This is a genomic window from Pseudomonas versuta (assembly GCF_001294575.1).
GTDB lineage: Bacteria > Pseudomonadota > Gammaproteobacteria > Pseudomonadales > Pseudomonadaceae > Aquipseudomonas > Aquipseudomonas versuta.
In genome coordinates this window covers 919,750-941,717 of record NZ_CP012676.1, presented here as the reverse complement: position 1 = coordinate 941,717, position 21,968 = coordinate 919,750, and the positions used below count along the sequence as shown (strand labels likewise).

Below are 21,968 nucleotides of genomic sequence, written 5' to 3'. Positions count from 1 at the left end.
TTAATGCCGTTGTCGAACATCCACATCATCCATCAGGACGCCGGCGTTCTGGTCGTTAACAAGCCGACGCTGCTGCTCTCAGTGCCGGGCCGGGCTGAAGACAACAAGGATTGCCTGATTACCCGCCTGCAAGAGAACGGCTATCCCGAGGCGCGTATCGTCCATCGCCTGGACTGGGAAACCTCCGGGATCATTCTGCTGGCCCGTGATGCCGATACTCACCGCGAGTTGTCACGACAGTTTCATGACCGCGAAACCGAAAAGGCTTACACCGCACTGGCCTGGGGTCAGCCCGAACTGGACAGCGGCAGTATTGACTTGCCACTGCGGTACGACCCGCCGACCAAGCCTCGGCATGTGGTCGACCACGAGTTCGGCAAAAACGCCCTGACCTTCTGGAAAGTGCTGGAGCGCTGCGGCGATTACTGCCGGGTTGAACTGACGCCGATCACCGGGCGTTCGCACCAGTTACGCGTGCACATGTTGTCTATCGGCCACCCGCTGTTGGGAGATGGCCTGTACGCACATCCTCAGGCGCTGGCTGCCTGGCCGCGCCTTTGCCTGCACGCAAGCATGCTCAGCTTTACCCACCCGCAAACGGGCGAGCGTCTGCGTTTTGAGTGCCCGGCACCTTTCTGATAGAGGATGCAATCGTCGGCAAGCCGGCTCCCACAGGTTTTGTGCTGGCCCGAGATCAAAGACAACTCATTGTGGGAGCTGGCTTGCCAGCGATTCAGACGGCATGGCCTATCAGAAAACAAGGTAATGCCATCGAACCCAAGCCAGCTCCCAAAGAGCCCCGGGCCACGCTCTTACACCTCAACAATTCTTGCGATCAATGCGCTAAACTCGCGGCCTTGCTGTCTGGAGTAACTTATGCGCGAAGAGTTGAACCAAGGCCTGATCGACTTTCTGAAGGCCTCCCCTACCCCGTTCCATGCCACTGCCAGTCTTGTCCAGCGTCTGGAGGCCGCCGGTTTTCAGCGCCTCGACGAACGCGAGACCTGGTTCACCGAAGCCAACGGTCGCTATTACGTCACCCGCAATGACTCTTCCATTGTTGCCTTCAAGCTGGGTCGCCACTCGCCCCTGCTGGGCGGCATTCGCATGGTGGGTGCACATACAGACAGCCCGTGCCTGCGGGTCAAGCCACAGCCGGAATTGCAACGTCAGGGTTTCTGGCAACTGGGCGTCGAAGTCTACGGTGGCGCCCTGCTGGCCCCCTGGTTCGACCGCGACCTGTCTTTGGCCGGCCGGGTGACCTTCCGCCGCGATGGCAAGGTCGAAAGCCAGCTGATCGACTTTCGGGCACCTATCGCCACCATCCCCAACCTGGCCATCCACCTTAATCGCACGGCCAACGAAGGCTGGGCGATCAACCCGCAGACCGAACTGCCGCCGATCCTGGCCCAGGTCGCAGGTGATGAGCGCGTAGACTTCCGCGCCCTGCTCACTGATCAGCTGGCCCGCGAACACGGCCTCAACGCTGACGTGGTACTGGATTACGAGCTTAGCTTCTACGACACCCAAAGCGCTGCCGTCATCGGCCTCAACGGCGACTTCATTGCCGGTGCGCGCCTCGACAACCTGTTGTCCTGCTATGCCGGACTGCAGGCCCTGCTCAACACCGAAACCGAAGAAAGCTGCCTGTTTGTGGCCAACGACCACGAAGAAGTCGGCTCGTGCTCGGCCTGCGGCGCCGACGGCCCGATGCTGGAGCAAATCCTGCAGCGCCTGCTACCTGAAGGTGACGAGTACGTACGCACCATTCAGAAGTCGCTGCTGGTTTCGGCTGACAACGCCCACGGCGTACACCCTAACTACGCAGACAAACACGACGCCAATCACGGTCCGAAACTCAATGCCGGCCCCGTGATCAAGGTCAACAGCAACCAGCGCTACGCCACCAACAGCGAAACGGCCGGGTTCTTCCGTCATCTGTGCATGGCTGAAGAAGTGCCGGTACAGAGTTTTGTCGTGCGCAGCGACATGGGTTGTGGCTCCACCATTGGCCCGATCACCGCCAGCCATTTGGGTGTTCGCACTGTGGACATCGGCCTGCCGACGTTCGCCATGCACTCCATCCGCGAACTGGCAGGCAGCCATGACCTGGCGCACCTGGTCAAGGTGCTGAGCGCGTTCTACGCCAGCAACGAACTGCCATAAGAGGTGCCCCGTAGGAGCGAGTTTGCTCGCGAGATCTTAAAGGCTCGCAAGCAAGTTCGCCCTGCGGGGGCAGTTGATTCATTTTTGATGCATGTCACCGCACTTTCCGGGAAAGCGACCTAGACTGTTGGGCATTAATTCCTTCAGGTCATTACCCATGATTGAGCTGTCAGCGTTTCACTCCATGATGATTCCGATTGTCTGCGGCATGTTGCTTCTGACCATTGGCTTCACCCTTCGTGACCGCCCCAGCGGTGTCGGCGTATTGATGATCTGGTGCGGCATGCTGCTGATTTTCGGCACCATCATCTTCAAGATCGTTGCCAAGCTGAACGAATCCTCACTCTGACGTTTGTGCAGGAACCGCGATCACTGATTTATACAAATGAATGATTGCGGGCCCTAGCGTACACTCGGCAAATCCGCTCCCCTCGAGGTTGATTGCCCAGTGTTTCTTCGTCTTTTCGCCCTGCCCTATTGCCTGCTTGTTTGCTTGCTGACCCTGCTGCCCATGACTTCGGCACAGGCTGTCGGCATCACCAGCCTGCTCGGCAATTCAGATAAAACCCAGGCGCAACCGACAGAGCCGCTGGGCCAGTCGCTGGACGAGGTGATCAAAAACCTCGAAAACGACCAGCAGCGCAGCAAGTTACTGACCGACCTGAAAAAGCTGCGCGACGCCACCAAAAAGGCCCAGCCCGAAGCCGAAATCGGCGTTCTGGGCCTGATCGGCAGCACCCTGGCCGACCTCGAGAAGCAGTTCTCGGGCACCGATAGCCCCACCTACCGCTGGTCCAAGGAAATAGGCCAGGCCAAAGACGAACTGGTTGCCCTGATGTTGCCGGCCAGTCAGTGGCTGCCAATCATTTTTGCCTTCGCCTTGATCATCATGGTCTGGAGCTTGCTGGCGGCGCTGCTGATCTGGGTTAGCCACCGCGTACGTCTGCGCTTTGGCCTGAGCGAAGAGCTGCCGCAACATCCCAAGGCTGTCGACATGCTGCGCTTTGCCCTGCGCAAACTGGGACCGTGGCTGGTGGCGCTGGTGATCACGGTGTATGGCAGTTACGCCCTGCCGTCCTCCCTGGGCAAAGACCTGGCCATGGTGCTGGCCTACGCGCTAGTGATCGGTACCTGCTTCTCGGCCATTTGCGTCATCGCCTTCTCGTTGCTCGACGGGCCACACCGCCATCGCGCCCTGCATATCCTGCGCCACCAGGCCTTCCGCCCGCTGTGGTGGATCGGCAGTTTCGCCGCCTTTGGCGAGGCCTTGAGCGACCCGCGACTGGTCGCCACCCTCGGCGTGCACCTGGCCCACACGGCGGCCACTTTTGCCAATGTGATGGCGGCACTGTCCACCGGCTTGTTCATCATCCGTTTCCGCCGGCCCATTGCCCACTTGATCCGCAACCAGCCCTTGTCCCGCCGCCTGACCCGTCGTGCCTTGAGCGACAGCATCGAGATCCTCGGCACTTACTGGTATATCGCGGCGCTGATTCTGGTGGGCATCTCGCTGTTCGCGACGTTTCTTTCGGCCGGCGATACCAGTACCGCATTACGTCAGTCACTGATCTGTACGGTGCTGGTGGTGTTGTGCATGGTCATCAACGGGCTGGTGCGACGTCATTCGCAACGGCCGCAACGCGGGCACAAGCGCCACGCGCTGTATTCCGAGCGTCTGAAAAGCTTCATCTATACCCTGGCGCACCTGGTGGTGTGGCTGGTCTTTATCGAGCTGGGGCTGCGGGTCTGGGGCTTGTCGCTGATCAGTTTTACCGAAGGTGACGGGCATGAGATCAGCGTCAAGCTGTTCGGCCTTGGCGGCACGCTACTGTTTGCCTGGCTGATCTGGATTCTCGCCGACACCGCGATCCACCACGCCTTGACCCGCTCGCGCAAAGGCCTGGCCAATGCGCGTGCGCAAACCATGATGCCGCTGATTCGCAACGTCCTGTTTGCGGCGATTTTCATCATTGCCCTGATCGTTGCCCTGGCCAACATGGGCATGAACGTTACCCCCCTGCTGGCCGGTGCGGGCGTGATCGGTCTGGCCATTGGTTTCGGTGCACAGTCACTGGTTGCCGACTTGATTACCGGGCTGTTCATCATCATTGAGGACTCGCTGGCCATCGACGATTACGTGGATGTCGGCGGGCACCTGGGCACGGTTGAAGGCCTGACGATTCGCACCGTGCGCCTGCGGGACATCGACGGCATCGTGCACACGATTCCGTTCAGTGAAATCAAAAGCATCAAGAACTACTCCCGTGAGTTTGGCTACGCGATCTTCCGTGTGGCGATCCCCTACAACATGGAAATCGACGACGCGATCAAACTGATGCGCGAGGTCGGGCAAAAGATGCGCACAGATCCGCTGCAGCGCCGCAACATCTGGTCGCCACTTGAAATCCAGGGGGTCGAGAGCTTTGAGTCAGGCAGCGCGATTCTGCGCGCCCGCTTCAAGACTGCACCGATCAAGCAGTGGGAAGTGTCACGGGCGTTCAACCTGTCACTCAAACGCCATCTGGACGAAGCCGGGCTGGACCTGGCCACACCGCGCCTGAGCGTACAGGTGGTGACGGCAGGCAGCGGCATATTGCAGAAGGATTGATCCACTCACCGACTCGCAGGAGCAGCCGGTGGACGCTCGAGTGCTCGCGAGCTCTTCTACGAGATCGCCAACATCTCTGGGTAGAGCTCGCGAGCAAGTTCGCTCCTACAGGGTTTGGGGTTCAGCGTTCGGAGATATCCACTGCGACATGAATCGCATCGTGTCGCCAGTACTCCAGGTCACAGTCGATCAGCCGCTCGTGCTGGTCGTAATTGATCCGGGCAATTCTCAGGCCCGGGCTCCCCGCAGACACTTTTAGCGTGGCAGCTGCCTCCAGCGGCAATGCGGTGGGCACGATCTCAAAACGCACCCGACCGTAATGCAAATCGTAATGCCGGGCATACAGCTCGGTGATCGACTGCGTAAGGTCAAAGTCCAGGATTTGCGGGAAGTATTGCGGGTTCAGGTAGTGCTCGACATACAGCACCAGACGCCCGTCAATCCGCCGCCCGCGGCAAATCCGGATCACGCTGGACAGTGCCGGCAGTTGCAAGCGTTCACACACCGCGGCGGAGGCCGGTTGCAGGCGCGCCGAAATCACCTCGGTGGTCGGCACCCTGCCCTGGGCACTAACCATGGCGTGAAAGTGGCTGCGCTGCATAAGGTTGTAGGCCAGGCGCGGCGGCGAAACAAACCAGCCACGCCGTTCTTCGCGATAGACCAGCCCCTGGGATTCGAGCTGTAACAGGGCCTCGCGCACGGTGACTCGGGTGGTGGTAAACAATTCACTGAGTTTGCGCTCTGCCGGCAACTGGCTGCCGCACGCCAGCAAGCCGTGCTCAATCTGTTCTTGCAGTGCGCGTCCGATCGCTGTCACCGCCTTGAGTGCACCTTCTCGCATCAATGTTACCTATCTGGACTAGTCCAGCACCAAATGTGGGCAGGTCAGGCCTGCAAAACTATCAATTCTTGAGGCTGTCAGCCTAGGCAGTGCAGATGACTGTTGGATGACACACGCCCTCGATTTACCCGCCAATCCCATACCCGTCGGGGCTTAAGCCATGGTCTACGCTAAGCCGGAGTGTCAGAAACGGTCAGCAAACCGAGTTGCACAATCAATGCCGACATCAAAGTGTCATGAGTGCAGCTTAACTTGGCTCAGGTATTGCTGACCTAGACCAACCCACCGCAAAAGAGCAATAAAACCCAGCGTTGAAAACGCCCAAGGAGCTTCGGATGAAACAGTTTTTCCTGGCATCACTGTTAGGCACCAGCATCGCCCTTTGCACCTCGGCCATGGCCGGCGATGTGGACTTGAAAACCCTCGAAGCCGCTGCAAAGGCAGAAGGCGCGGTCAACAGTGTCGGCATGCCCGATGACTGGGCCAACTGGAAAGGCACTTGGGCGGACTTGAACAAGCTGTACGGCCTCAAGCACATCGACACCGACATGAGTTCGGCGCAGGAAGTGGCCAAGTTCGATGCTGAAAAAGACAATGCCAGCGCCGATATCGGTGACGTCGGCGCCGCCTTTGGCCCGATTGCGGTGGCCAAGGGCGTGACCCAACCCTACAAGCCGACCACCTGGGACCAGATCCCCGAGTGGGCCAAGGACAAGGACGGCAACTGGGCTCTGGCGTATACCGGCACCATCGCGTTCATCATCAACAAAAAACTGCTGCATGGCTCCGAAGCCCCCACCAAGTGGTCTGACCTGAAGACCGGCAAATATAAAGTCTCCATCGGTGACGTAAGCACCGCAGCCCAGGCAGCAAACGGCGTACTGGCAGCAGCCCTGGCCAACGGCGGGGATGAAAAGAACATTCAGCCTGCCTTGCTGATGTTTGCCGACATTGCCAAGCAAGGTCGTCTGTCACTGGCCAACCCGACCATCGCAACCATGGAAAAAGGCGAAGTTGAAGTGGGCGTGGTCTGGGACTTCAACGGTCTGAGCTATCGCGACAAGATGGTCAAGCCAGATGACTACATTGTGCTGATCCCTTCTGATGGCTCGGTGATTTCCGGCTACACCACAATCATCAACAAGTACGCCAAGCACCCGAATGCCGCCAAACTGACCCGTGAATTCATTTTCAGCGATGCTGGCCAGACCAACCTGGCGCGAGGCAATGCACGGCCGATTCGTGCCGAGCATCTGAAGCTGCCGGCTGAGGTTCAAGCCAAGCTGCTGCCTAATGAGCAGTACAAGACCGTGACCCCGATCAAAGACGCCGCCGCCTGGGAAAAAACCTCCAAGGCGCTGCCGCAGAAGTGGCAGGAAGAAGTCATTATCAATATGCAGTAACGGGCTACCCCCCGTAGTCGCTGCCGAAGGCTGCGAGCTTTTGATTGCGAAAAGCTCGCAGCCCTCGTTCCTCGGCAGCGACTACGGAGGTTGGCACGCTACTTCTGCTTGTGGAGTCGTCGTACATGAAACACAACGTTATCCTGGTTGTACTCGACGGACTGAACTATGAGGTCGCCCGCCAGGCCATGGGGCATTTGCAGGCCTACGTCGGGGCAGGACGCGCCGCACTGTATAAACTCATCTGTGAACTGCCTGCGCTTTCGCGCCCCCTCTATGAGTGCATCCTCACCGGTGTGCCACCGATTGAAAGCGGCATTGTGCACAACAATGTGTCGCGCCTGTCCAATCAGCGCAGCGTATTCCATTACGCCCGCGAAGGCGGCCTGAGTACGGCTGCCGCGGCTTATCACTGGGTCAGTGAACTGTATAACCGCTCGCCCTTTGTGGTTGCTCGTGACCGTCATACCCGGGCCACCGATTTACCGATCCAGCACGGGCATTTCTACTGGAGTGACCATTACCCCGACTCCCATCTGTTCGCCGACGCCGAAAGCCTGCGCCTTGCCTGTGCTCCCAACTTTCTACTGGTCCACCCCATGAATATCGACGACGCCGGGCACAAGCACGGCCTCGAAACCCCGCAATACCGCAACAGTGCACGCTCGGCCGACATCATTCTGGCCAACTACCTGCAGGGCTGGCTTGAGGCCGGGTATCAGGTACTGGTGACTGCCGATCACGGCATGAACAACGACCGTTCGCACAACGGCATCCTGCCCGAAGAAAGGGAAGTACCGCTGTTTGTGCTGGGCGAGGCGTTCAGCCTGAACCCGGATGCCACGCCCGGACAGACAGAGCTGTGCGGAACCATCTGCGACCTGCTGGGGGTTGCCCACGACAAACCGGTCTGCCGAGACTTGCTGAGACCCGCACCATGAGCCGGGGTAAATGGCTGGCACTGTTGTGTCTGGTGCCCTTCGCAGTATTTTTTTTCGTCTTTCAAATCGCCCCGCTGTTGTGGGTACTGGTTCACAGCGTGCAATCAGAGGAGAGCGGCTGGGGCCTGGCCAACTTCAGCAAAATCTTCAACTCCAAGTTCTACTTGCAAGCGATCCAGCACAGCCTGGAAATCAGTTTTTGGTCCAGCCTGTTCGGCATCGTGATCGCAGTACTGGGCAGTTACTCGCTACGCAAGGTGGACTCGCGGTTGCGCAACTTCGTCAACGCATTCGCCAACATGACCAGCAACTTCTCCGGGGTGCCGCTGGCTTTCGCGTTCATCATTTTGCTGGGCTTTAACGGCAGCATTACGATCATGCTCAAACAGGCGGGGATCATCGAGGATTTCAACCTCTACTCCAAAACCGGCCTGATCATTCTGTACACCTACTTCCAGATCCCCCTCGGCGTACTGCTGCTGTATCCGGCATTTGACGCCCTGCGTGAAGACTGGCGCGAATCGGCTTCATTGCTGGGCGCCAGCAGCTGGCAATTCTGGCGGCATATCGGCCTGCCGGTACTCACCCCGGCCCTGCTCGGCACCTTTGTGATTTTGCTGGCCAATGCCCTGGGCGCCTATGCCACGGTCTATGCGCTGACCACCGGTAACTTCAACGTGTTGCCAATCCGGATTGCGGCAATGGTCTCGGGCGACATCAGTCTTGATCCCAACATGGCCAGCGCCCTGGCGGTGATTCTGGTGGGCTTGATGACCCTGGTAACGCTGGTGCATCAGTGGCTGTTAAAGAGGAGCTACCATGTCGCGCGCTGAATCTGCATCCGCCAGCCTTTACCACCGCAGCGTGGTATTTGTGCTGCTGATCATTCTGTTACTGCCTCTGGCCGGCACCCTGATTTACTCCATCGCCAGCAGTTGGTCGGCAACCATTTTGCCCAGCGGTTTCACCTTCAAGTGGTACAGCCAGCTGTGGGGCGACCCACGTTTTCTGGCCGCCTTCGGCCAGTCATTACTGGTCTGCGTTGCTGCACTGGCGCTGTCGGTGATCCTGATTTTGCCGTTGCTGTTTGTGGTGCATTACCACTTCCCCAAACTCGACGCGCTGATGAATATCCTGATCCTGCTGCCCTTCGCCGTACCGCCAGTGGTGTCATCGGTGGGCCTGCTGCAACTCTATGGTTCAGGGCCGTTGCAGATGGTCGGAACGCCGTGGATCCTGATCGGTTGCTACTTCACCGTGGCGCTGCCGTTCATGTACCGGGCAATCACCAACAACCTGCAGGCCATTAACCTGCGCGACCTGATGGATGCGGCCCAACTGCTCGGCGCCAGCACCTGGCAGGCAGCATTTCTGGTGGTACTGCCCAATTTACGTAAAGGCTTGATGGTGGCACTGCTGCTGTCGTTCTCGTTCCTGTTCGGCGAGTTTGTGTTTGCCAACATTCTGGTGGGCACCCGCTACGAAACCTTGCAGGTGTTCTTGAACAATATGCGCAACAGCAGCGGTCACTTCACCAGTGCGCTGGTGATCTCCTACTTCCTCTTTGTACTGGTGCTGACCTGGGTTGCCACCTTCCTGAACAAGGACAAAAGCCAATGAGCTTCGTCAGCGTTGAACACCTGCAGAAATCCTATTCCGGCACCCCGGTTTTCAGCGATATCAACTGCAGCATCGCCAAAGGCGAGTTCGTCACCCTGCTCGGCCCCTCGGGCTGCGGCAAGTCCACATTGCTGCGCTGCATTGCCGGGCTTACGCCGGTAGACGGCGGTAAAATCCTCCTCGATGGCGAGGACATTGTGCCGCTGAGCCCGCAAAAGCGTGGCATCGGCATGGTGTTCCAAAGCTACGCCCTGTTCCCCAACATGACCGTCGAGCAAAACGTAGCGTTTGGCCTGCGCATGCAAAAGGTCAAACCCGATGACAGCCAAAAACGCGTGGCCGAGGTGTTGCAACTGGTTGAGCTCAATGACTTCGCCAAGCGCTACCCGCATCAGTTGTCCGGTGGCCAGTGCCAGCGTGTAGCCCTGGCCCGTTCGCTGGTCACTCGTCCTCGCCTGTTGCTTCTGGATGAACCGCTGTCAGCGCTGGATGCCCGTATTCGCAAGCACCTGCGCGAGCAGATCCGCAATATTCAGCGCGAGCTGGGCCTGACCACAATCTTCGTGACCCACGACCAGGAAGAAGCCCTGGTGATGAGTGACCGCATCTTTTTGATGAACCAGGGTCGCATTGTGCAGAGTGGCAATGCGCAGACGCTGTATGCCGCGCCGGTGGATGTATTCGCCGCCGGTTTTATCGGCAACTACAACCTGCTGGACGCCGACACCGCCAGCCGTTTGCTGCAACGGCCGGTCACCAGTCGCATCGCGATTCGCCCGGAAACCCTGGGCCTGAGCCTTCAAGGCGAGCCCGACACCCTTATCCGCAACCACAGCCTGCTGGGCAATGTGATTCGCTATCGCGTCGAGGTACGTGGTGTGGAACTGATCGTCGACGTGCTCAACCGCTCTCCCGACGATTTGTATCCGGATGGCCAGCGCGTGGCGTTGTCCATCGATACCAGCACCCTTTGTGAGGTAGCCTGATGCCTTTGAACCCATTAAAGAGAGAGCTGCGCTGATGGCCTTGGCAATTTTTGATCTGGACGAGACCCTGATTCACGGCGACTGCGCCACTTTGTGGAGCGAGCAGATGGGCCGCCTGGGCTGGGTCGATCCGCAGTCGTTCATGCAACGTAACAACGAACTGATGGCGGCCTATAGCAAGGGCGAACTGGCGATGGAAGTCTTCATGGACTTTAGCCTGGAGCCGTTGATAGGCCGCACACCCGAAGAAGTGGCGCATTTGGTGGGGCCGTGGGTTGAGGACTACATCGAGCCGATCATCTTCAGCGACGCGACCAAAACCATAGCCGCGCATCGTAAAGCCGGGGACCGGATTCTGGTGATCTCGGCCTCGGGCACGCACCTGGTCAAACCGATTGCCGAGCGGCTGGGGGTCGATGAAGTACTGGGGATCGAGCTTGAAGTTAAAGGTGGCATCTACACGGGCAAGACTGTGGGCACTTTGACTTACCGCGAAGGCAAGATCACCCGCTTGCTTGAGTGGCTGGACGCCGAAGAAGAAAACCTGGAGGGCGCGAGCTTTTACTCCGACTCACGCAACGACTTGCCGCTGTTGCTAAAGGTCGATCACCCGCATGTGGTCAACCCCGACCCGGTACTGCGTGAGCACGCAGAAAAGGCCGGATGGCCGATTCATCACTGGAAATAACCCCCCTCACGCCTGCTTTGTGGGAGCCAGCTTGCTGGCGATGCAAGCAACCGGATCTACAGCTAAAACCCGGTTGAGACCATCGCTGGCAAGCCAACCCCCAAAGTATCCAGGCGGTTTAGACCAAACTCGGGTCTATGACCACCACCAGCTTGCCCGATACTTGATTGCTGGCCAATTCGGCATAGGCCTCCTGAGCCTCTTCCATCGGGTAAGCCCTGGCCAATTGCGGGCTTAAGCGCCCCTCGTTGAACAGTGGCCATACCTGCTGGTTAAGATCGCTGAGCAAGTCGGCCTTGAACTGGTCGTTTCGAGTGCGCAGGGTCGAACCCAACAACTGGATGCGCTTGCCCAGAATCAGCGCCATATCCAGTTCAGCCTTGCGACCGCCCATCAAGCCGATCAGCACCCAACGCCCGTCCAGTGCCAGCAGCTTGAGGTTGGACTCGGCGTAGTTGGCACCCACCGGGTCCAGTACCACATCGAACGGCCCAAAGGGCTTCAACCCCTCCAGCCCCTCAGCCCGCAACACACCGCCCTGGGCACCAAGCCCCTGGCAGTAGGCCAATCGCTCGGCTGACCCTACGCTGACCCAACACGGGCTGCCAAACGCCTTGCACAGCTGAATGGCGGCTGAACCAACACCACTGGCCCCGGCATGCAGCAATACTTTTTCCCCGGGTTTGAGACCCGCCAGCTGAAACAGGTTCAGCCACGCCGTGCTGTACACCTCGGGCAGAGCAGCCGCTTGTGCCAGTGACAGCCCTTCCGGTACCGGCAAGGCATGACGGGCATCTACCACTACCTCTTGCGCCATGCCACCGCCAGCCAACAGCGCGCAAACCCGGTCACCGACTTGCCACGAAGAGCCGGGGCCGACTTCACTGACTACGCCCGAACACTCAAGGCCCAGAAACTGACTGGCTCCAGGCGGCGGCGGATACATGCCCGCGCTTTGCAACAGGTCGGCCCGATTGAGGCCGGCCGCGGCTACGCGAATCCGAATTTGCCCTACATCACAGGTGGGGCTTGGCTCTTCAACCCACTTCACTTGACCTTCAACGCCTTGCAATGCTTTCACAGTGCCTCCATAGTGAGTCTGGACTGAGCCCGGCGCTGTTGCACCGGGCTTCTTGCATTATGCGGTCGGTCCTTAACGGAACCGGCGACTTCAAAGACGGCCTAATATGCGTTATCAATTGCCCCCGCGTCGAATCAGCATGAAGCATTTATTCCCTAGCACCGCACTTGCCCTATTCATTGGCCTGGGCGTATTGCCGTTTTCGGCCAATACGTTCGCCGCTAACAGTTGGGATAACCTTCAGCCCGATCGTGATGAGGTAATTGCCAGTCTTAACATCGTTGAGCTGCTCAAACGCCATCACTACAGCAAGCCGCCACTGGATGATGCGCGTTCAGCGATTATCTATGACAGCTATTTGAAGCTGCTCGACCCTTCACGCAGTTACTTCCTGGCCAGCGACATTGCCGAATTCGACAAATGGAAATTCCAGTTTGACGACTTCCTTAAAAGCGGCGATCTGAACCCCGGTTTCACCATCTACAAGCGCTACCTGGATCGTGTTAAATCGCGTCTGGATTTCGCCCTTGCCGAGCTGAACAAAGGGGTTGATTCGTTCGACTTCAACGCCAAGGAAACCTTGCAGATCGACCGCAAGGACGCTCCATGGCTCAAGAGCGAAGCCGAACTCAATGACCTGTGGCGCAAACGCATCAAGGACGAAGTCCTGCGCCTGAAAATCGCCGGCAAAGAGCCTGCGAAAATTCAGGAACTGCTGACTAAGCGCTACAAAAACCAGCTCGCGCGTCTTGATCAGACCCGCAGCGAAGACATCTTCCAGGCCTACATCAACACCTTCGCCATGTCTTACGATCCGCATACCAACTATCTGTCACCGGATAACGCGGAAAACTTCGACATCAACATGAGCCTGTCGCTGGAAGGCATAGGCGCCGTGTTGCAGAGCGATAACGACCAGGTGAAAATCGTGCGCCTGGTGCCGGCCGGCCCTGCCGACAAGACCAAGCAGGTGGCTCCGGCCGACAAGATCATCGGTGTCGCCCAGGGCGATAAAGAGATGGTCGATGTCATCGGCTGGCGTCTGGACGAAGTGGTCAAGCTGATCCGTGGGCCTAAAGGCTCCGTAGTCCGCCTGGAAGTGATTCCGGCGAGCAACGCGCCGAACGACCAGACCAGCAAAATTGTGTCCATTACCCGCGAAGCGGTGAAGCTTGAAGAACAGGCGGCGAAAAAGTCGATCCTGAACCTCAAGCAGGATGGCAAGAACTACAAGCTGGGCGTTATTGAAATCCCGGCCTTCTACTTGGATTTCAAAGCGTTCCGCGCTGGCGACCCGAACTACAAGAGCACTACCCGCGACGTTAAAAAACTGCTGACCGAGTTGCAGAAAGAAAAAGTCGATGGCGTGATCATCGATCTGCGCAACAACGGCGGCGGTTCGTTGCAGGAAGCTACCGAGCTGACCAGTCTGTTCATCGACAAAGGGCCAACGGTGCTGGTGCGTAACGCTGACGGTAAAGTCGACGTGCTTGAAGACGAAAACCCGGGCGCGTTCTACAAAGGCCCGATGGCATTGCTGGTCAATCGCCTGTCGGCTTCGGCCTCGGAGATTTTCGCCGGTGCCATGCAGGACTACCATCGTGCGCTGATTGTCGGCGGCCAGACGTTCGGCAAAGGGACGGTGCAAACCATCCAGCCGCTGAACCATGGCGAGCTGAAACTGACACTGGCCAAGTTCTACCGGGTTTCCGGCCAGAGCACCCAGCATCAGGGCGTACTGCCTGACGTTGCCTTCCCGTCGATAATCGACACCAAGGAAATTGGCGAAAGCGCACTGCCTGAAGCCATGCCGTGGGACACCATCCGGCCTGCGATCAAGCCTGCCGTTGACCCGTTCAAGCCCTACATTGATCAGCTTAAAGCCGAGCATGATGCGCGGGTGGCTAAAGATGCCGAGTTCATCTTTATTCGCGACAAGCTGGCCCTGGCCGATAAATTGATGGCCGAGAAAACCGTCAGCCTCAACGAAGCAGAGCGTCGCGCCCAACATGCCGACATCGATGCCAAGCAGTTGGTGATGGAAAATGCCCGCCGCCAGGCCAAAGGTGAAGCACCGCTCAAGGAAATGAAGAAAGAAGACGAAGATGCATTGCCGGTTGAACCTGAAAAGACCAAACCGGAAGACGACGCCTACCTGAGCGAAACCGGGCGCGTTTTGCTGGACTACCTCAAGCTCAGCTCACAGGTAGCCAAGAAATAAAACCCGCCAAACACCTGTAGGAGCGAGCTGTTGGATGCGGTAATGAAAAGCTCGCTCCTGCAGGCTAGGGACAACGATGTAAAAAAGGGCGAGCCGCATAACACGGCCCGCCCTTTTTATTGGCAAAAATATAACTCTAAGGCTGGTAGTGACTGGCCAATTGCGGATCAGGCAACAAGCCAGGTCCGCCCTGCTGATACAACTCGGCCAGCTTGAGTGTGGCCAGTGGATGCCCGGCCTTGGCTGCCATCGCCCACCAGCGCGCAGCCTCTGCTGCATCCGGGGTTTTTAGGGACGTACCTGCCAGGCTGAAAACCCCCAACTGGTACGCCGCCTTGGCGTCGCCGCCCAGAGCCGCCAGGCGCAACAAACGCACACCTTCCTCACGAGCACCCAGACCTTGACCGCGAAAGGCCAGGATGTGCCCATAGAAGCTTTGGGCGCGGGTATCACCCAGGTTGGCCATGCGTGAAAACTGCCCTTCCATCCAGCCCCAAATGCGCGGCTGACGCATACACCAGGACTGGTGGAACAGCTTGCGCGCCACTAAGTAGCCCAGACGTGCTTTAAGCCGCCCGGGCATTCAAGCCTCCTCATGCTCGTAAGAATACTCAAACACCCGAACCACTTCAGAAGCGTGCCACGATGCTGCAGCAACACCATCAGGCGGGCCGGGAAAGCGACCCAGCCTTTCCACGCATTCAAAAAAGCCGGTGCGTGGCAAGCGACTCGCTCCCTGGCTGATTACCAGCGAACTGCGTAACGGTTGGTCGGCCCTGGCATCCATTGCCGCCAGATGCTCAAGGGCCGCGGTCAGTGTTTGCATCGCCGGGCTAGGTAACTGCAAACGCTCCAGCAACGCACGGTATGTCAGCAAGTGTCGTTGTTGACGCGCTTTATCAAGCTCAGCCAGTAACCCATCCCAGTGTTGACGACTGATGCGTACATTCATGATGTTTCCCTCCAGCCCGGGACACCCAGCTCCCAGGCCAAGCTGCGACGAATGGCGAGATCGGGTTGACGCTCACCGGTTTCAATCATTCCCAGATATGAAGGGCTAATGCCTACAGTACGTGCCAGCACTTCAAGGGGCAGCCCCTTGCTCTCGCGCAGACCACGCAGCTGATCGAGCCCGGGCAACACCTGCTTTAGCTCAGGTGGCTGTGGTTCGGCCTCAGGTGTTTGCAATGCTGCAGGGGGGACCGCCTGATCATTGAGACCTGCGGCTTTGAGCAGCGTCTGATAGTTTTCCCATGACAGGACTGCGTATTCAGGTTCGCCATTTCGCTTGATTACTTGAACATCCATTTTCCAAACCCCGTCAGACTTTTACATAAATCGAGTCGGAACTTTCCTAAGAAGCTTAATCCTAACAGCCGCCAAGGTCTCTCGGGTTTTTGATCTGGAGTGCCAATTTCATGTAGAACCGGCAAAACCGGGCGATGTCCGGCAAATGTTATCCACACAAATTGTGGATAACCTTGTGAACAGAGCTGATTTTCATCGCTGAAAGCCCCGTTCTATAAGGGCTGCGCTCAGATCGGGCATTTTTTACACACATAAAAAAACCCATAAATTCATTGACTTGGCAGTCAGCAACTATTAGCCAGCGAGCGTCTGGGGCAATTTGTCGCGTACCGATCAAGGCCCGATAGACCACAAACGGTACTGCACAAACAACAACGCCCCGTCGAGACGGGGCGTTGTGTGGGCAAGCTGCAGATTACTTGGCTGCGTCTTGCTCAGCTTTTGCAGGGTCTTTGATACCCAACAGTTCCAGATCGAATACCAGCACCGAGTTGGCCGGGATCGCCGGGCTTGGGCTTTGCGCGCCGTAAGCCAGCTCGCTAGGGATGTAGAGCTTGTACTTCTCGCCCACATGCATCAATTGCAGACCTTCAACCCAACCCGGAATCACGCCGCTGACTGGGAGATCGATCGGGCTGCCGCGCTCAACCGAGCTGTCGAAAACCTTGCCATCAATCAGCTTGCCTTCGTAGTGGACAGTTACCACGTCGGTAGCTTTAGGTTGCGGGCCATCGGCCTTTTTGATCACTTCGTACTGCAGGCCCGAAGCGGTAGTAACAACACCGGCTTTCTTGCCATTTTCTTCGAGGAATTTTTTGCCTGCTGTAGAGGCTTCTTCACTCATTTTGGTCAGACGTTCTTCAGAACGCTTTTGCAGCGCTGCGAACGCTTCGATCAGCTCGTCATCCTTGAGCTTTTGCTCTTTCTTGCCAACGGCGTCTTCAATACCCAGGGCGACAGCCTTGGAATCCAGATCGTCCATGCCTTCTTGAGCCAGGCTTTTGCCCATGTTCAGGCCAATGCCGTAAGAGGCTTTTTGCGCCGGGGTTTTCAGCTCTACGCTGGTCTGCGAATCACAACCCGCCAGTACCAGGCTTACCAGGGCCACAGCTGCCGCCAACCTATGCTGTTTCATGCTATTTCCTTGTTCATGCGCCAAATGGGCAATCGAATAAAGCCGCGAGCTTATCAGGCGGCCGCGACCAATGGCTACCGGCATGAGAGGGCCTAATCGTGGATTAGTTCACGGCTGAAGGTCACTCTCATCACAATTCATATTTACCGCTTCTTTTGCCTGCACATCAGAGATCCTGCCAAACCGCGCTCTGATCATAGGCACTGAATCACATGACTGCTTGCTGCAAAACGGCAGCTAGGGCATAAGACTGTGAAAAAATTTACAAGGAGCGTTACTGTGCGTTTGTTTTACCGTGTTCTGCTGGTGCTGTTCTTGGCGCTGGCTCTGGGTCTTGGCGTAGTCCTTTACTTCATCGCCAACCCGAAACTACCTACCTACCAAGCCCCGCAGCAGTTGCACTTTATGGATCAGTGGAGCCCGGCTGATCGTCAAACCTATTACTACACGCCTCAGGGCACGCAAGTTAAAGGTCTGCATTACGACTGGTTCAGCGCACTTGAGCTGCCCTTTTCCAGGCAACCTTTCGCCGCACCCGAGTACTTGGCGCGTTTCGGCTTCCTGGTCAATCCCGGGCAACAGGCCAGCGCCGCCAACCCGGGCAACCTGCCAGTAGGTTTCACCCGCCATCAAAACCCGGGCAGCAACGTGAATTATCTGGATATCACCTGCGCGGCCTGCCACACCGGTGAACTGCGCTTCAAAGGTCAGGCCCTGCGCATTGACGGCGCGCCCGCACAACACGTATTGCCCTCAAGCGTACCGACTTTGCGGGGCGGAAGTTTCGGTCAGGCGCTGGTTGCCAGCCTGGCTGCGACCTACTACAACCCATGGAAATTTGAGCGTTTCGCCCGCAGGGTTCTGGGCGACCAGTACGAGGCGCAGCACAAACAGCTGCGCAAAGATTTCAAGGTGTCGCTGGATAACTTCCTGACGGTGGCCTGGAATGACACCCATCGCGGGCTCTATCCAACCCTCGAAGGCCCGGGGCGCACCGATGCCTTCGGCCGGATCGCCAATGCCAGCTTCGGCGATGCCATTACCCCCGACAACTACCGGGTTGCCAACGCTCCGGTGGACTACCCGCACCTGTGGGACATGTGGACGTTCGACTGGGTACAGTGGAACGGCTCGGCCAAGCAACCGATGGCACGTAATATCGGCGAAGCACTGGGGGTGGGCGCGACCCTGAACTTCTTCGACAACCATGGCCAGCCCCTGCAGGGCGATGCGCGTTATCCATCGAGTGTCAGGGTTCAGGACTTGCATCTGATCGAACAAACCCTGCAAAAGCTCAAGCCCCCGGCCTGGCCCGAAGAGTTGTTTGGCAAGGTTGATCGCCCGTTGGCGGCCAAAGGGCGCGCGCTGTTCGCTGAAAATTGCTCCGGCTGCCATGTCCCTCCTCTGGTTGTAGAGAATGGCCGAAGGGTCAAGCAACTGAAAATGCTGCCCGTTGAAGTAATCGGCACCGATCCCAATACCGCCAACAACATTGCCGACAATCGCTACGACCTGAGCGCCCTGCAATGGGACCCGGCCGAGTTGGCCAGGATGAATGTGGACCTGTACCCCAAGAGCGACACGCCGCTGGACATGAGCAAAATGTCAGTGGCAAAAGGGCTGGCTTACGTTACGGCCTTTGTTGAAAAGCATGCTTATCACGAGGCCGGGGTCAGCCCTGAGGAACAGGACCGCCTCAATGGCTTTGGTCTGCCGATTGGCGTGATGGAACTGCGCGCCTACAAGGCGCGGCCGCTGGACGGGATCTGGGCTACGGCACCGTATCTGCACAATGGCTCGGTACCCACGGTGTATCAGTTGCTTTCACCCCAATCAGAGCGCGACGAAACCTTCTATCGCGGCAGTTTCGATTACGACCCTCGCCACCTTGGCTACCGCACAGAAGCATTTGAGGGCGGGTTTGTGCTCGACACGCGCATCAGCGGCAACCACAACAGTGGGCACGAGTTCCGCGCCGGCCCCCGTGGTAACGGGGTGATTGGCCGTCTACTGCAACCGCAAGAACGCTGGGCATTGCTGGAGTACTTGAAAGTCCTCGGCAGCCCGCTCGAACAACAGTTGCCCAACGAATGACGGGCCTTCAACGCACCCCGGACTTAACTAAAAGGATGTTTGCATGCTGACCACATTCTGGCTGCGACTCGGCTCCTGGCTGGGCAAGCTGCTGCTGATTGTAATAACGCTGGGATTGCTCGGCTGGGCACTGGCCAGCGGCTGGTTCGCCTGGCAGCACCGGGGTCCGGTAGCGGCTCAGGAGCAGATCCCGGCGGGTGAAGCCGCGATGACACAGGACACGATCCAGACTGCGATCAAGATTGTCGATCAGCACCGCGAAAACACACGGTATTTGCGCGATGCCCACGCCAAGGCCCATGGCTGCGTCAAGGCGCAAGTGCAGGTACTGGATGATCTGGACCCGGCATTGCGCCAAGGGGTATTCGCCACCCCGGGTCATACCTGGCAAGCGGTCATGCGCCTGTCCAATGGCAACGCCTACCCGCAATTCGACAGTATCCGCGATGCGCGGGGCATGGCCCTCAAGCTGCAGGACGTACCGGGGGCTCAGCTATTACCAAGCCAGCAAGGCCGTGGCGAACAAGACTTTGTGATGTTTAACCATCCCAACTTCTTCGTTAGCGATGTCGCCGAGTATCGTCAAAACATTGCCGCCCAGGCGGATGGGAAAAAGGTTCTGGCGTTCTTCCCTTCATGGGACCCGCGCAGTTGGCAGGTCCGTCATCTGTTTATCGCGTTGGCTACGCTGGCGCCTGCGCCGGTCAGCCCCGCGCAAACCACCTACTTTTCGGTCTCGCCCTACAAGTTCGGCAGTGCAAATGCCAAATACCGCGTAGCCCCTGATCCTGACAGCTGCCCGGCTTATGCCCTGGCAGAACAAAATCAGGCGCTGCCCAACTTTTTGCGCAATGCACTGAACCAGCAATTATCGACCGATCGGGTACCGGCGTGTTTCGTGCTGCAAATCCAGCGCCAGAATGCCAACCGTTTTATGCCAATCGAAGACACCAGCATTCAATGGCAAGAGTCAGATGCTCCTTTCGAGACTGTGGCCAGGGTCAAGGTGCCTGCGCAGGACTTCGATACACCGGCTCAGAACCTTGCCTGTGACAATCTGTCTTTCAGCCCCTGGCATGGCATCGAAGAACATCGGCCAATTGGTGGCATCAACCGCCTGCGCAAGGCGGTATATGACGCAGTGAGCCAATACCGGCACACCCGTAACGCCGAACAATAACCTCAGGATGCAACCGCGGCCGGGGGCTTCCACAAGCCCTGGGCCAGCGACTGATAACGGCCTCAGTGAACCGGCAGTTCAACGCCTTCAAACAAATCTTCGAGTTCTTGTTTGTTGTGGCACTGGATGGCCTTGGCCATTACTTCGCGGGTCAGATGCGGCGCGAACTTTTCAATAAAGTCGCACATGAAGCCGCGCAGGAACGTGCCCCGACGGAAGCCGATCTTGGTGATACTGGACTCAAACAGTTCGCTGGCATCCAGCACTACCAGATCCTTGTCGAGGTTGGTGTCCACGGCCATTTTGGCCACGATGCCAACGCCCAGCCCCAGGCGCACATAGGTTTTGATCACGTCAGCGTCAGCTGCGGTAAACACCACTTTGGGAGTCAAGCCGCGATGACTGAACGCTTCATCGAGTTTGGAGCGGCCGGTGAAGCCAAATACGTAGGTCACGATCGGATACTCGGCCAACGCCTCCAGAGTCAGCTTCGGCAGCTTGGCCAGCGGGTGACCCTGGGGCACGACCACGCAGCGATTCCAGCGATAGCAAGGCATCATTACCAGATCGCCGAACAGTTCCAGTGCCTCGGTGGCAATTGCAAAATCGACGGTACCATCGGCGGCCATTTCGGCAATTTGCATTGGCGACCCCTGATGCATGTGCAACGCAACATCCGGGTACTGCTTGATGAAATTGCTGATTACCGGCGGCAATGCATAGCGCGCCTGGGTGTGGGTTGTGGCAATCGACAGGGTGCCTTTTTTCTCGTTGGAAAATTCCTGGGCGATTTGCTTGATGCTTTCGACCTTGCGCAGAATCTCGCCAGCGGTAGTGATGATGCGTTCACCTGCGGGCGTTACACGGGTCAAATGTTTGCCGCTACGGGCAAATACCTCGACACCCAATTCATCTTCAAGCAAGCGGATCTGTTTGCTGATACCCGGCTGTGAGGTGTAAAGGCTCTGCGCGGTAGCCGAAACGTTGAGGTCGTGGTGCGCCACTTCCCAGATGTAGCGCAATTGTTGAAGCTTCATATGCATCCCTCAAAGCAGATAGGCGCCAGGGTATCGGCGGCGATATATAACTATATGGAAGGTAAGAACAATAAATCTAGAACTTTTTTATCATTTTTGCCGCTCTACACTTTCATCCGTCTGCGCGACGGCGACGCTGCAATAGCGGTACCAGGTACACAGGCATCTGCGCCAACTCGATAACCCGGGCGGCCGTGCGCCCTAACCGGGTACCCCCCCCCACTGGCTGGCTATGGCCACCTAAAATCAGCAGATCCACGGCAAGCTTTAGCGACTGCTCCAGAATGACCTGTGTAGGCTCTCCCTGGATAACCTTGACCGAGCGAATCAAAGCCAGATCTTGCAGTCTCTCGGCAAACTCCTCGCGAAGACTGTCAAGTACACGTTGCTCGATATTGGACAGCATGGTGCTGATGCCTTGCTGCTGCAGTTCGTTCAGAGCCCGCTCATCGAGATAGCTTTGCAATACCGACTCGGCAAACAGGCCCATGGGCTCAACTACATGCACAACATACAAGTCGGCACGGAAGCTCAGGGCCATCCCCAATGCATGCTGCATTACAACCGGAGCGTAAATTCCGAGGTCTGTGGCATACAGTATCGAGCGAATCATGCGACCTCTCCGACTGCCTGAATGGCCGAGATGGATTCAGCTTAGC

General features: G+C 57.7%; 21 protein-coding genes. 13 read left to right on the top strand and 8 right to left on the bottom strand.

Translation table 11 applies throughout. The features are described from left to right. Positions 1-3 precede the first annotated feature (3 nt). The 4 genes from AOC04_RS04375 to AOC04_RS04360 all read left to right on the top strand — a co-directional run bounded on the left by AOC04_RS04375 (position 4) and on the right by AOC04_RS04360 (position 4,774). Complete coding sequence (locus AOC04_RS04375) at positions 4-639, top strand: RluA family pseudouridine synthase (RefSeq protein ID WP_003446879.1); 636 nt, start codon at positions 4-6, stop codon at positions 637-639. Positions 640-876: 237 nt separating this feature from the next. Then, the gene (locus tag AOC04_RS04370; protein WP_060691320.1) at positions 877-2,166 is read left to right on the top strand and encodes a M18 family aminopeptidase; all 1,290 of its coding nucleotides are present in this window, start codon (positions 877-879) and stop codon (positions 2,164-2,166) included. Positions 2,167-2,323: 157 nt separating this feature from the next. Beyond that, a complete protein-coding gene (locus AOC04_RS04365; protein WP_003446877.1) occupies positions 2,324-2,515 on the top strand; it encodes a hypothetical protein in 192 nt (63 codons plus the stop codon). A 99-nt stretch (positions 2,516-2,614) separates the two neighbouring features. Then, positions 2,615-4,774 (top strand): mechanosensitive ion channel family protein, encoded by a 2,160-nt coding sequence (locus AOC04_RS04360; RefSeq protein WP_060691319.1) that lies wholly within the window; start codon positions 2,615-2,617, stop codon positions 4,772-4,774. Between the two features lie 121 nt (positions 4,775-4,895). Here AOC04_RS04360 and AOC04_RS04355 read toward each other — a convergent pair whose 3' ends face one another. Then, a complete protein-coding gene (locus AOC04_RS04355; protein ID WP_060691318.1) occupies positions 4,896-5,615 on the bottom strand; it encodes a UTRA domain-containing protein in 720 nt (239 codons plus the stop codon). Positions 5,616-5,950: 335 nt separating this feature from the next. Here AOC04_RS04355 and AOC04_RS04350 point away from each other — a divergent pair, with 335 nt between their 5' ends. The 6 genes from AOC04_RS04350 to AOC04_RS04325 all read left to right on the top strand — a co-directional run bounded on the left by AOC04_RS04350 (position 5,951) and on the right by AOC04_RS04325 (position 11,253). Continuing rightward, positions 5,951-7,018: an ABC transporter substrate-binding protein gene (locus AOC04_RS04350; protein WP_060691317.1), complete on the top strand. Its 1,068-nt coding sequence runs from the start codon at positions 5,951-5,953 to the stop codon at positions 7,016-7,018. A gap of 125 nt (positions 7,019-7,143) precedes the next feature. Further along, positions 7,144-7,959, top strand: coding sequence for an alkaline phosphatase family protein (locus AOC04_RS04345; RefSeq protein WP_060691316.1), 816 nt, complete (start codon positions 7,144-7,146; stop codon positions 7,957-7,959). Then, entirely contained in the window at positions 7,956-8,792 is an 837-nt protein-coding gene (locus AOC04_RS04340) for an ABC transporter permease (RefSeq protein WP_060691315.1), read from the top strand. Before AOC04_RS04345 ends, AOC04_RS04340 begins: the two co-directional genes overlap by 4 nt. Next, the gene (locus tag AOC04_RS04335; RefSeq protein ID WP_060691314.1) at positions 8,779-9,579 is read left to right on the top strand and encodes an ABC transporter permease; all 801 of its coding nucleotides are present in this window, start codon (positions 8,779-8,781) and stop codon (positions 9,577-9,579) included. Before AOC04_RS04340 ends, AOC04_RS04335 begins: the two co-directional genes overlap by 14 nt. Next, positions 9,576-10,565, top strand: a complete 990-nt coding sequence (locus tag AOC04_RS04330; protein ID WP_060691313.1) for an ABC transporter ATP-binding protein — start codon at positions 9,576-9,578, stop codon at positions 10,563-10,565. Before AOC04_RS04335 ends, AOC04_RS04330 begins: the two co-directional genes overlap by 4 nt. Positions 10,566-10,599: 34 nt before the next feature. Next, complete coding sequence (locus AOC04_RS04325; protein WP_060691312.1) at positions 10,600-11,253, top strand: HAD family hydrolase; 654 nt, start codon at positions 10,600-10,602, stop codon at positions 11,251-11,253. Between the two features lie 118 nt (positions 11,254-11,371). Here the strand turns inward: AOC04_RS04325 and AOC04_RS04320 are convergent, their stop codons facing one another. Further along, positions 11,372-12,334, bottom strand: coding sequence for an NAD(P)H-quinone oxidoreductase (locus tag AOC04_RS04320; protein ID WP_060691311.1), 963 nt, complete (start codon positions 12,332-12,334; stop codon positions 11,372-11,374). Positions 12,335-12,473: 139 nt separating this feature from the next. On the opposite strand from AOC04_RS04320, the gene AOC04_RS04315 reads away from it, so the two are divergent. Then, on the top strand, positions 12,474-14,555 hold the full coding sequence (locus tag AOC04_RS04315) for a carboxy terminal-processing peptidase (RefSeq protein ID WP_171970602.1): 2,082 nt from the start codon (positions 12,474-12,476) through the stop codon (positions 14,553-14,555). A 136-nt stretch (positions 14,556-14,691) separates the two neighbouring features. Here the strand turns inward: AOC04_RS04315 and AOC04_RS04310 are convergent, their stop codons facing one another. The 4 genes from AOC04_RS04310 to AOC04_RS04295 form a co-directional block, all read right to left on the bottom strand. Next, on the bottom strand, positions 14,692-15,138 hold the full coding sequence (locus AOC04_RS04310; RefSeq protein ID WP_060691309.1) for a tetratricopeptide repeat protein: 447 nt from the start codon (positions 15,136-15,138) through the stop codon (positions 14,692-14,694). Further along, a complete protein-coding gene (locus AOC04_RS04305) occupies positions 15,139-15,507 on the bottom strand; it encodes a hypothetical protein (protein ID WP_060691308.1) in 369 nt (122 codons plus the stop codon). Then, entirely contained in the window at positions 15,504-15,863 is a 360-nt protein-coding gene (locus tag AOC04_RS04300; RefSeq protein ID WP_060691307.1) for a helix-turn-helix domain-containing protein, read from the bottom strand. Before AOC04_RS04300 ends, AOC04_RS04305 begins: the two co-directional genes overlap by 4 nt. A gap of 415 nt (positions 15,864-16,278) precedes the next feature. Then, entirely contained in the window at positions 16,279-16,998 is a 720-nt protein-coding gene (locus AOC04_RS04295) for an FKBP-type peptidyl-prolyl cis-trans isomerase (RefSeq protein ID WP_060691306.1), read from the bottom strand. Between the two features lie 279 nt (positions 16,999-17,277). Between AOC04_RS04295 and AOC04_RS04290 the strand changes: the two genes are divergently transcribed. After that, on the top strand, positions 17,278-19,092 hold the full coding sequence (locus tag AOC04_RS04290) for a c-type cytochrome (RefSeq protein ID WP_060691305.1): 1,815 nt from the start codon (positions 17,278-17,280) through the stop codon (positions 19,090-19,092). A gap of 43 nt (positions 19,093-19,135) precedes the next feature. After that, the gene (locus AOC04_RS04285) at positions 19,136-20,272 is read left to right on the top strand and encodes a catalase family protein (protein WP_060691304.1); all 1,137 of its coding nucleotides are present in this window, start codon (positions 19,136-19,138) and stop codon (positions 20,270-20,272) included. A 62-nt stretch (positions 20,273-20,334) separates the two neighbouring features. Here the strand turns inward: AOC04_RS04285 and cysB are convergent, their stop codons facing one another. Then, entirely contained in the window at positions 20,335-21,309 is a 975-nt protein-coding gene (gene cysB / locus AOC04_RS04280; protein WP_060691303.1) for an HTH-type transcriptional regulator CysB, read from the bottom strand. A 112-nt stretch (positions 21,310-21,421) separates the two neighbouring features. Next, a complete protein-coding gene (locus AOC04_RS04275; protein WP_060691302.1) occupies positions 21,422-21,922 on the bottom strand; it encodes a universal stress protein in 501 nt (166 codons plus the stop codon). Positions 21,923-21,968: the final 46 nt, after the last annotated feature.

What these genes read in the sequence shown, in the direction of transcription:
- AOC04_RS04375 (WP_003446879.1), top strand. Translation starts at nt 4, where the DNA reads ATGCCGTTGTCGAACATCCACATCATCCATCAGGACGCCGGCGTTCTG.
- AOC04_RS04370 (WP_060691320.1), top strand. Translation starts at nt 877, where the DNA reads ATGCGCGAAGAGTTGAACCAAGGCCTGATCGACTTTCTGAAGGCCTCC.
- AOC04_RS04365 (WP_003446877.1), top strand. Translation starts at nt 2,324, where the DNA reads ATGATTGAGCTGTCAGCGTTTCACTCCATGATGATTCCGATTGTCTGC.
- AOC04_RS04355 (WP_060691318.1), bottom strand. Translation starts at nt 5,615, where the DNA reads ATGCGAGAAGGTGCACTCAAGGCGGTGACAGCGATCGGACGCGCACTG.
- AOC04_RS04350 (WP_060691317.1), top strand. Translation starts at nt 5,951, where the DNA reads ATGAAACAGTTTTTCCTGGCATCACTGTTAGGCACCAGCATCGCCCTT.
- AOC04_RS04345 (WP_060691316.1), top strand. Translation starts at nt 7,144, where the DNA reads ATGAAACACAACGTTATCCTGGTTGTACTCGACGGACTGAACTATGAG.
- AOC04_RS04340 (WP_060691315.1), top strand. Translation starts at nt 7,956, where the DNA reads ATGAGCCGGGGTAAATGGCTGGCACTGTTGTGTCTGGTGCCCTTCGCA.
- AOC04_RS04335 (WP_060691314.1), top strand. Translation starts at nt 8,779, where the DNA reads ATGTCGCGCGCTGAATCTGCATCCGCCAGCCTTTACCACCGCAGCGTG.
- AOC04_RS04330 (WP_060691313.1), top strand. Translation starts at nt 9,576, where the DNA reads ATGAGCTTCGTCAGCGTTGAACACCTGCAGAAATCCTATTCCGGCACC.
- AOC04_RS04325 (WP_060691312.1), top strand. Translation starts at nt 10,600, where the DNA reads ATGGCCTTGGCAATTTTTGATCTGGACGAGACCCTGATTCACGGCGAC.
- AOC04_RS04315 (WP_171970602.1), top strand. Translation starts at nt 12,474, where the DNA reads ATGAAGCATTTATTCCCTAGCACCGCACTTGCCCTATTCATTGGCCTG.
- AOC04_RS04310 (WP_060691309.1), bottom strand. Translation starts at nt 15,138, where the DNA reads ATGCCCGGGCGGCTTAAAGCACGTCTGGGCTACTTAGTGGCGCGCAAG.
- AOC04_RS04305 (WP_060691308.1), bottom strand. Translation starts at nt 15,507, where the DNA reads ATGAATGTACGCATCAGTCGTCAACACTGGGATGGGTTACTGGCTGAG.
- AOC04_RS04300 (WP_060691307.1), bottom strand. Translation starts at nt 15,863, where the DNA reads ATGGATGTTCAAGTAATCAAGCGAAATGGCGAACCTGAATACGCAGTC.
- AOC04_RS04295 (WP_060691306.1), bottom strand. Translation starts at nt 16,998, where the DNA reads ATGAAACAGCATAGGTTGGCGGCAGCTGTGGCCCTGGTAAGCCTGGTA.
- AOC04_RS04285 (WP_060691304.1), top strand. Translation starts at nt 19,136, where the DNA reads ATGCTGACCACATTCTGGCTGCGACTCGGCTCCTGGCTGGGCAAGCTG.
- cysB (WP_060691303.1), bottom strand. Translation starts at nt 21,309, where the DNA reads ATGAAGCTTCAACAATTGCGCTACATCTGGGAAGTGGCGCACCACGAC.
- AOC04_RS04275 (WP_060691302.1), bottom strand. Translation starts at nt 21,922, where the DNA reads ATGATTCGCTCGATACTGTATGCCACAGACCTCGGAATTTACGCTCCG.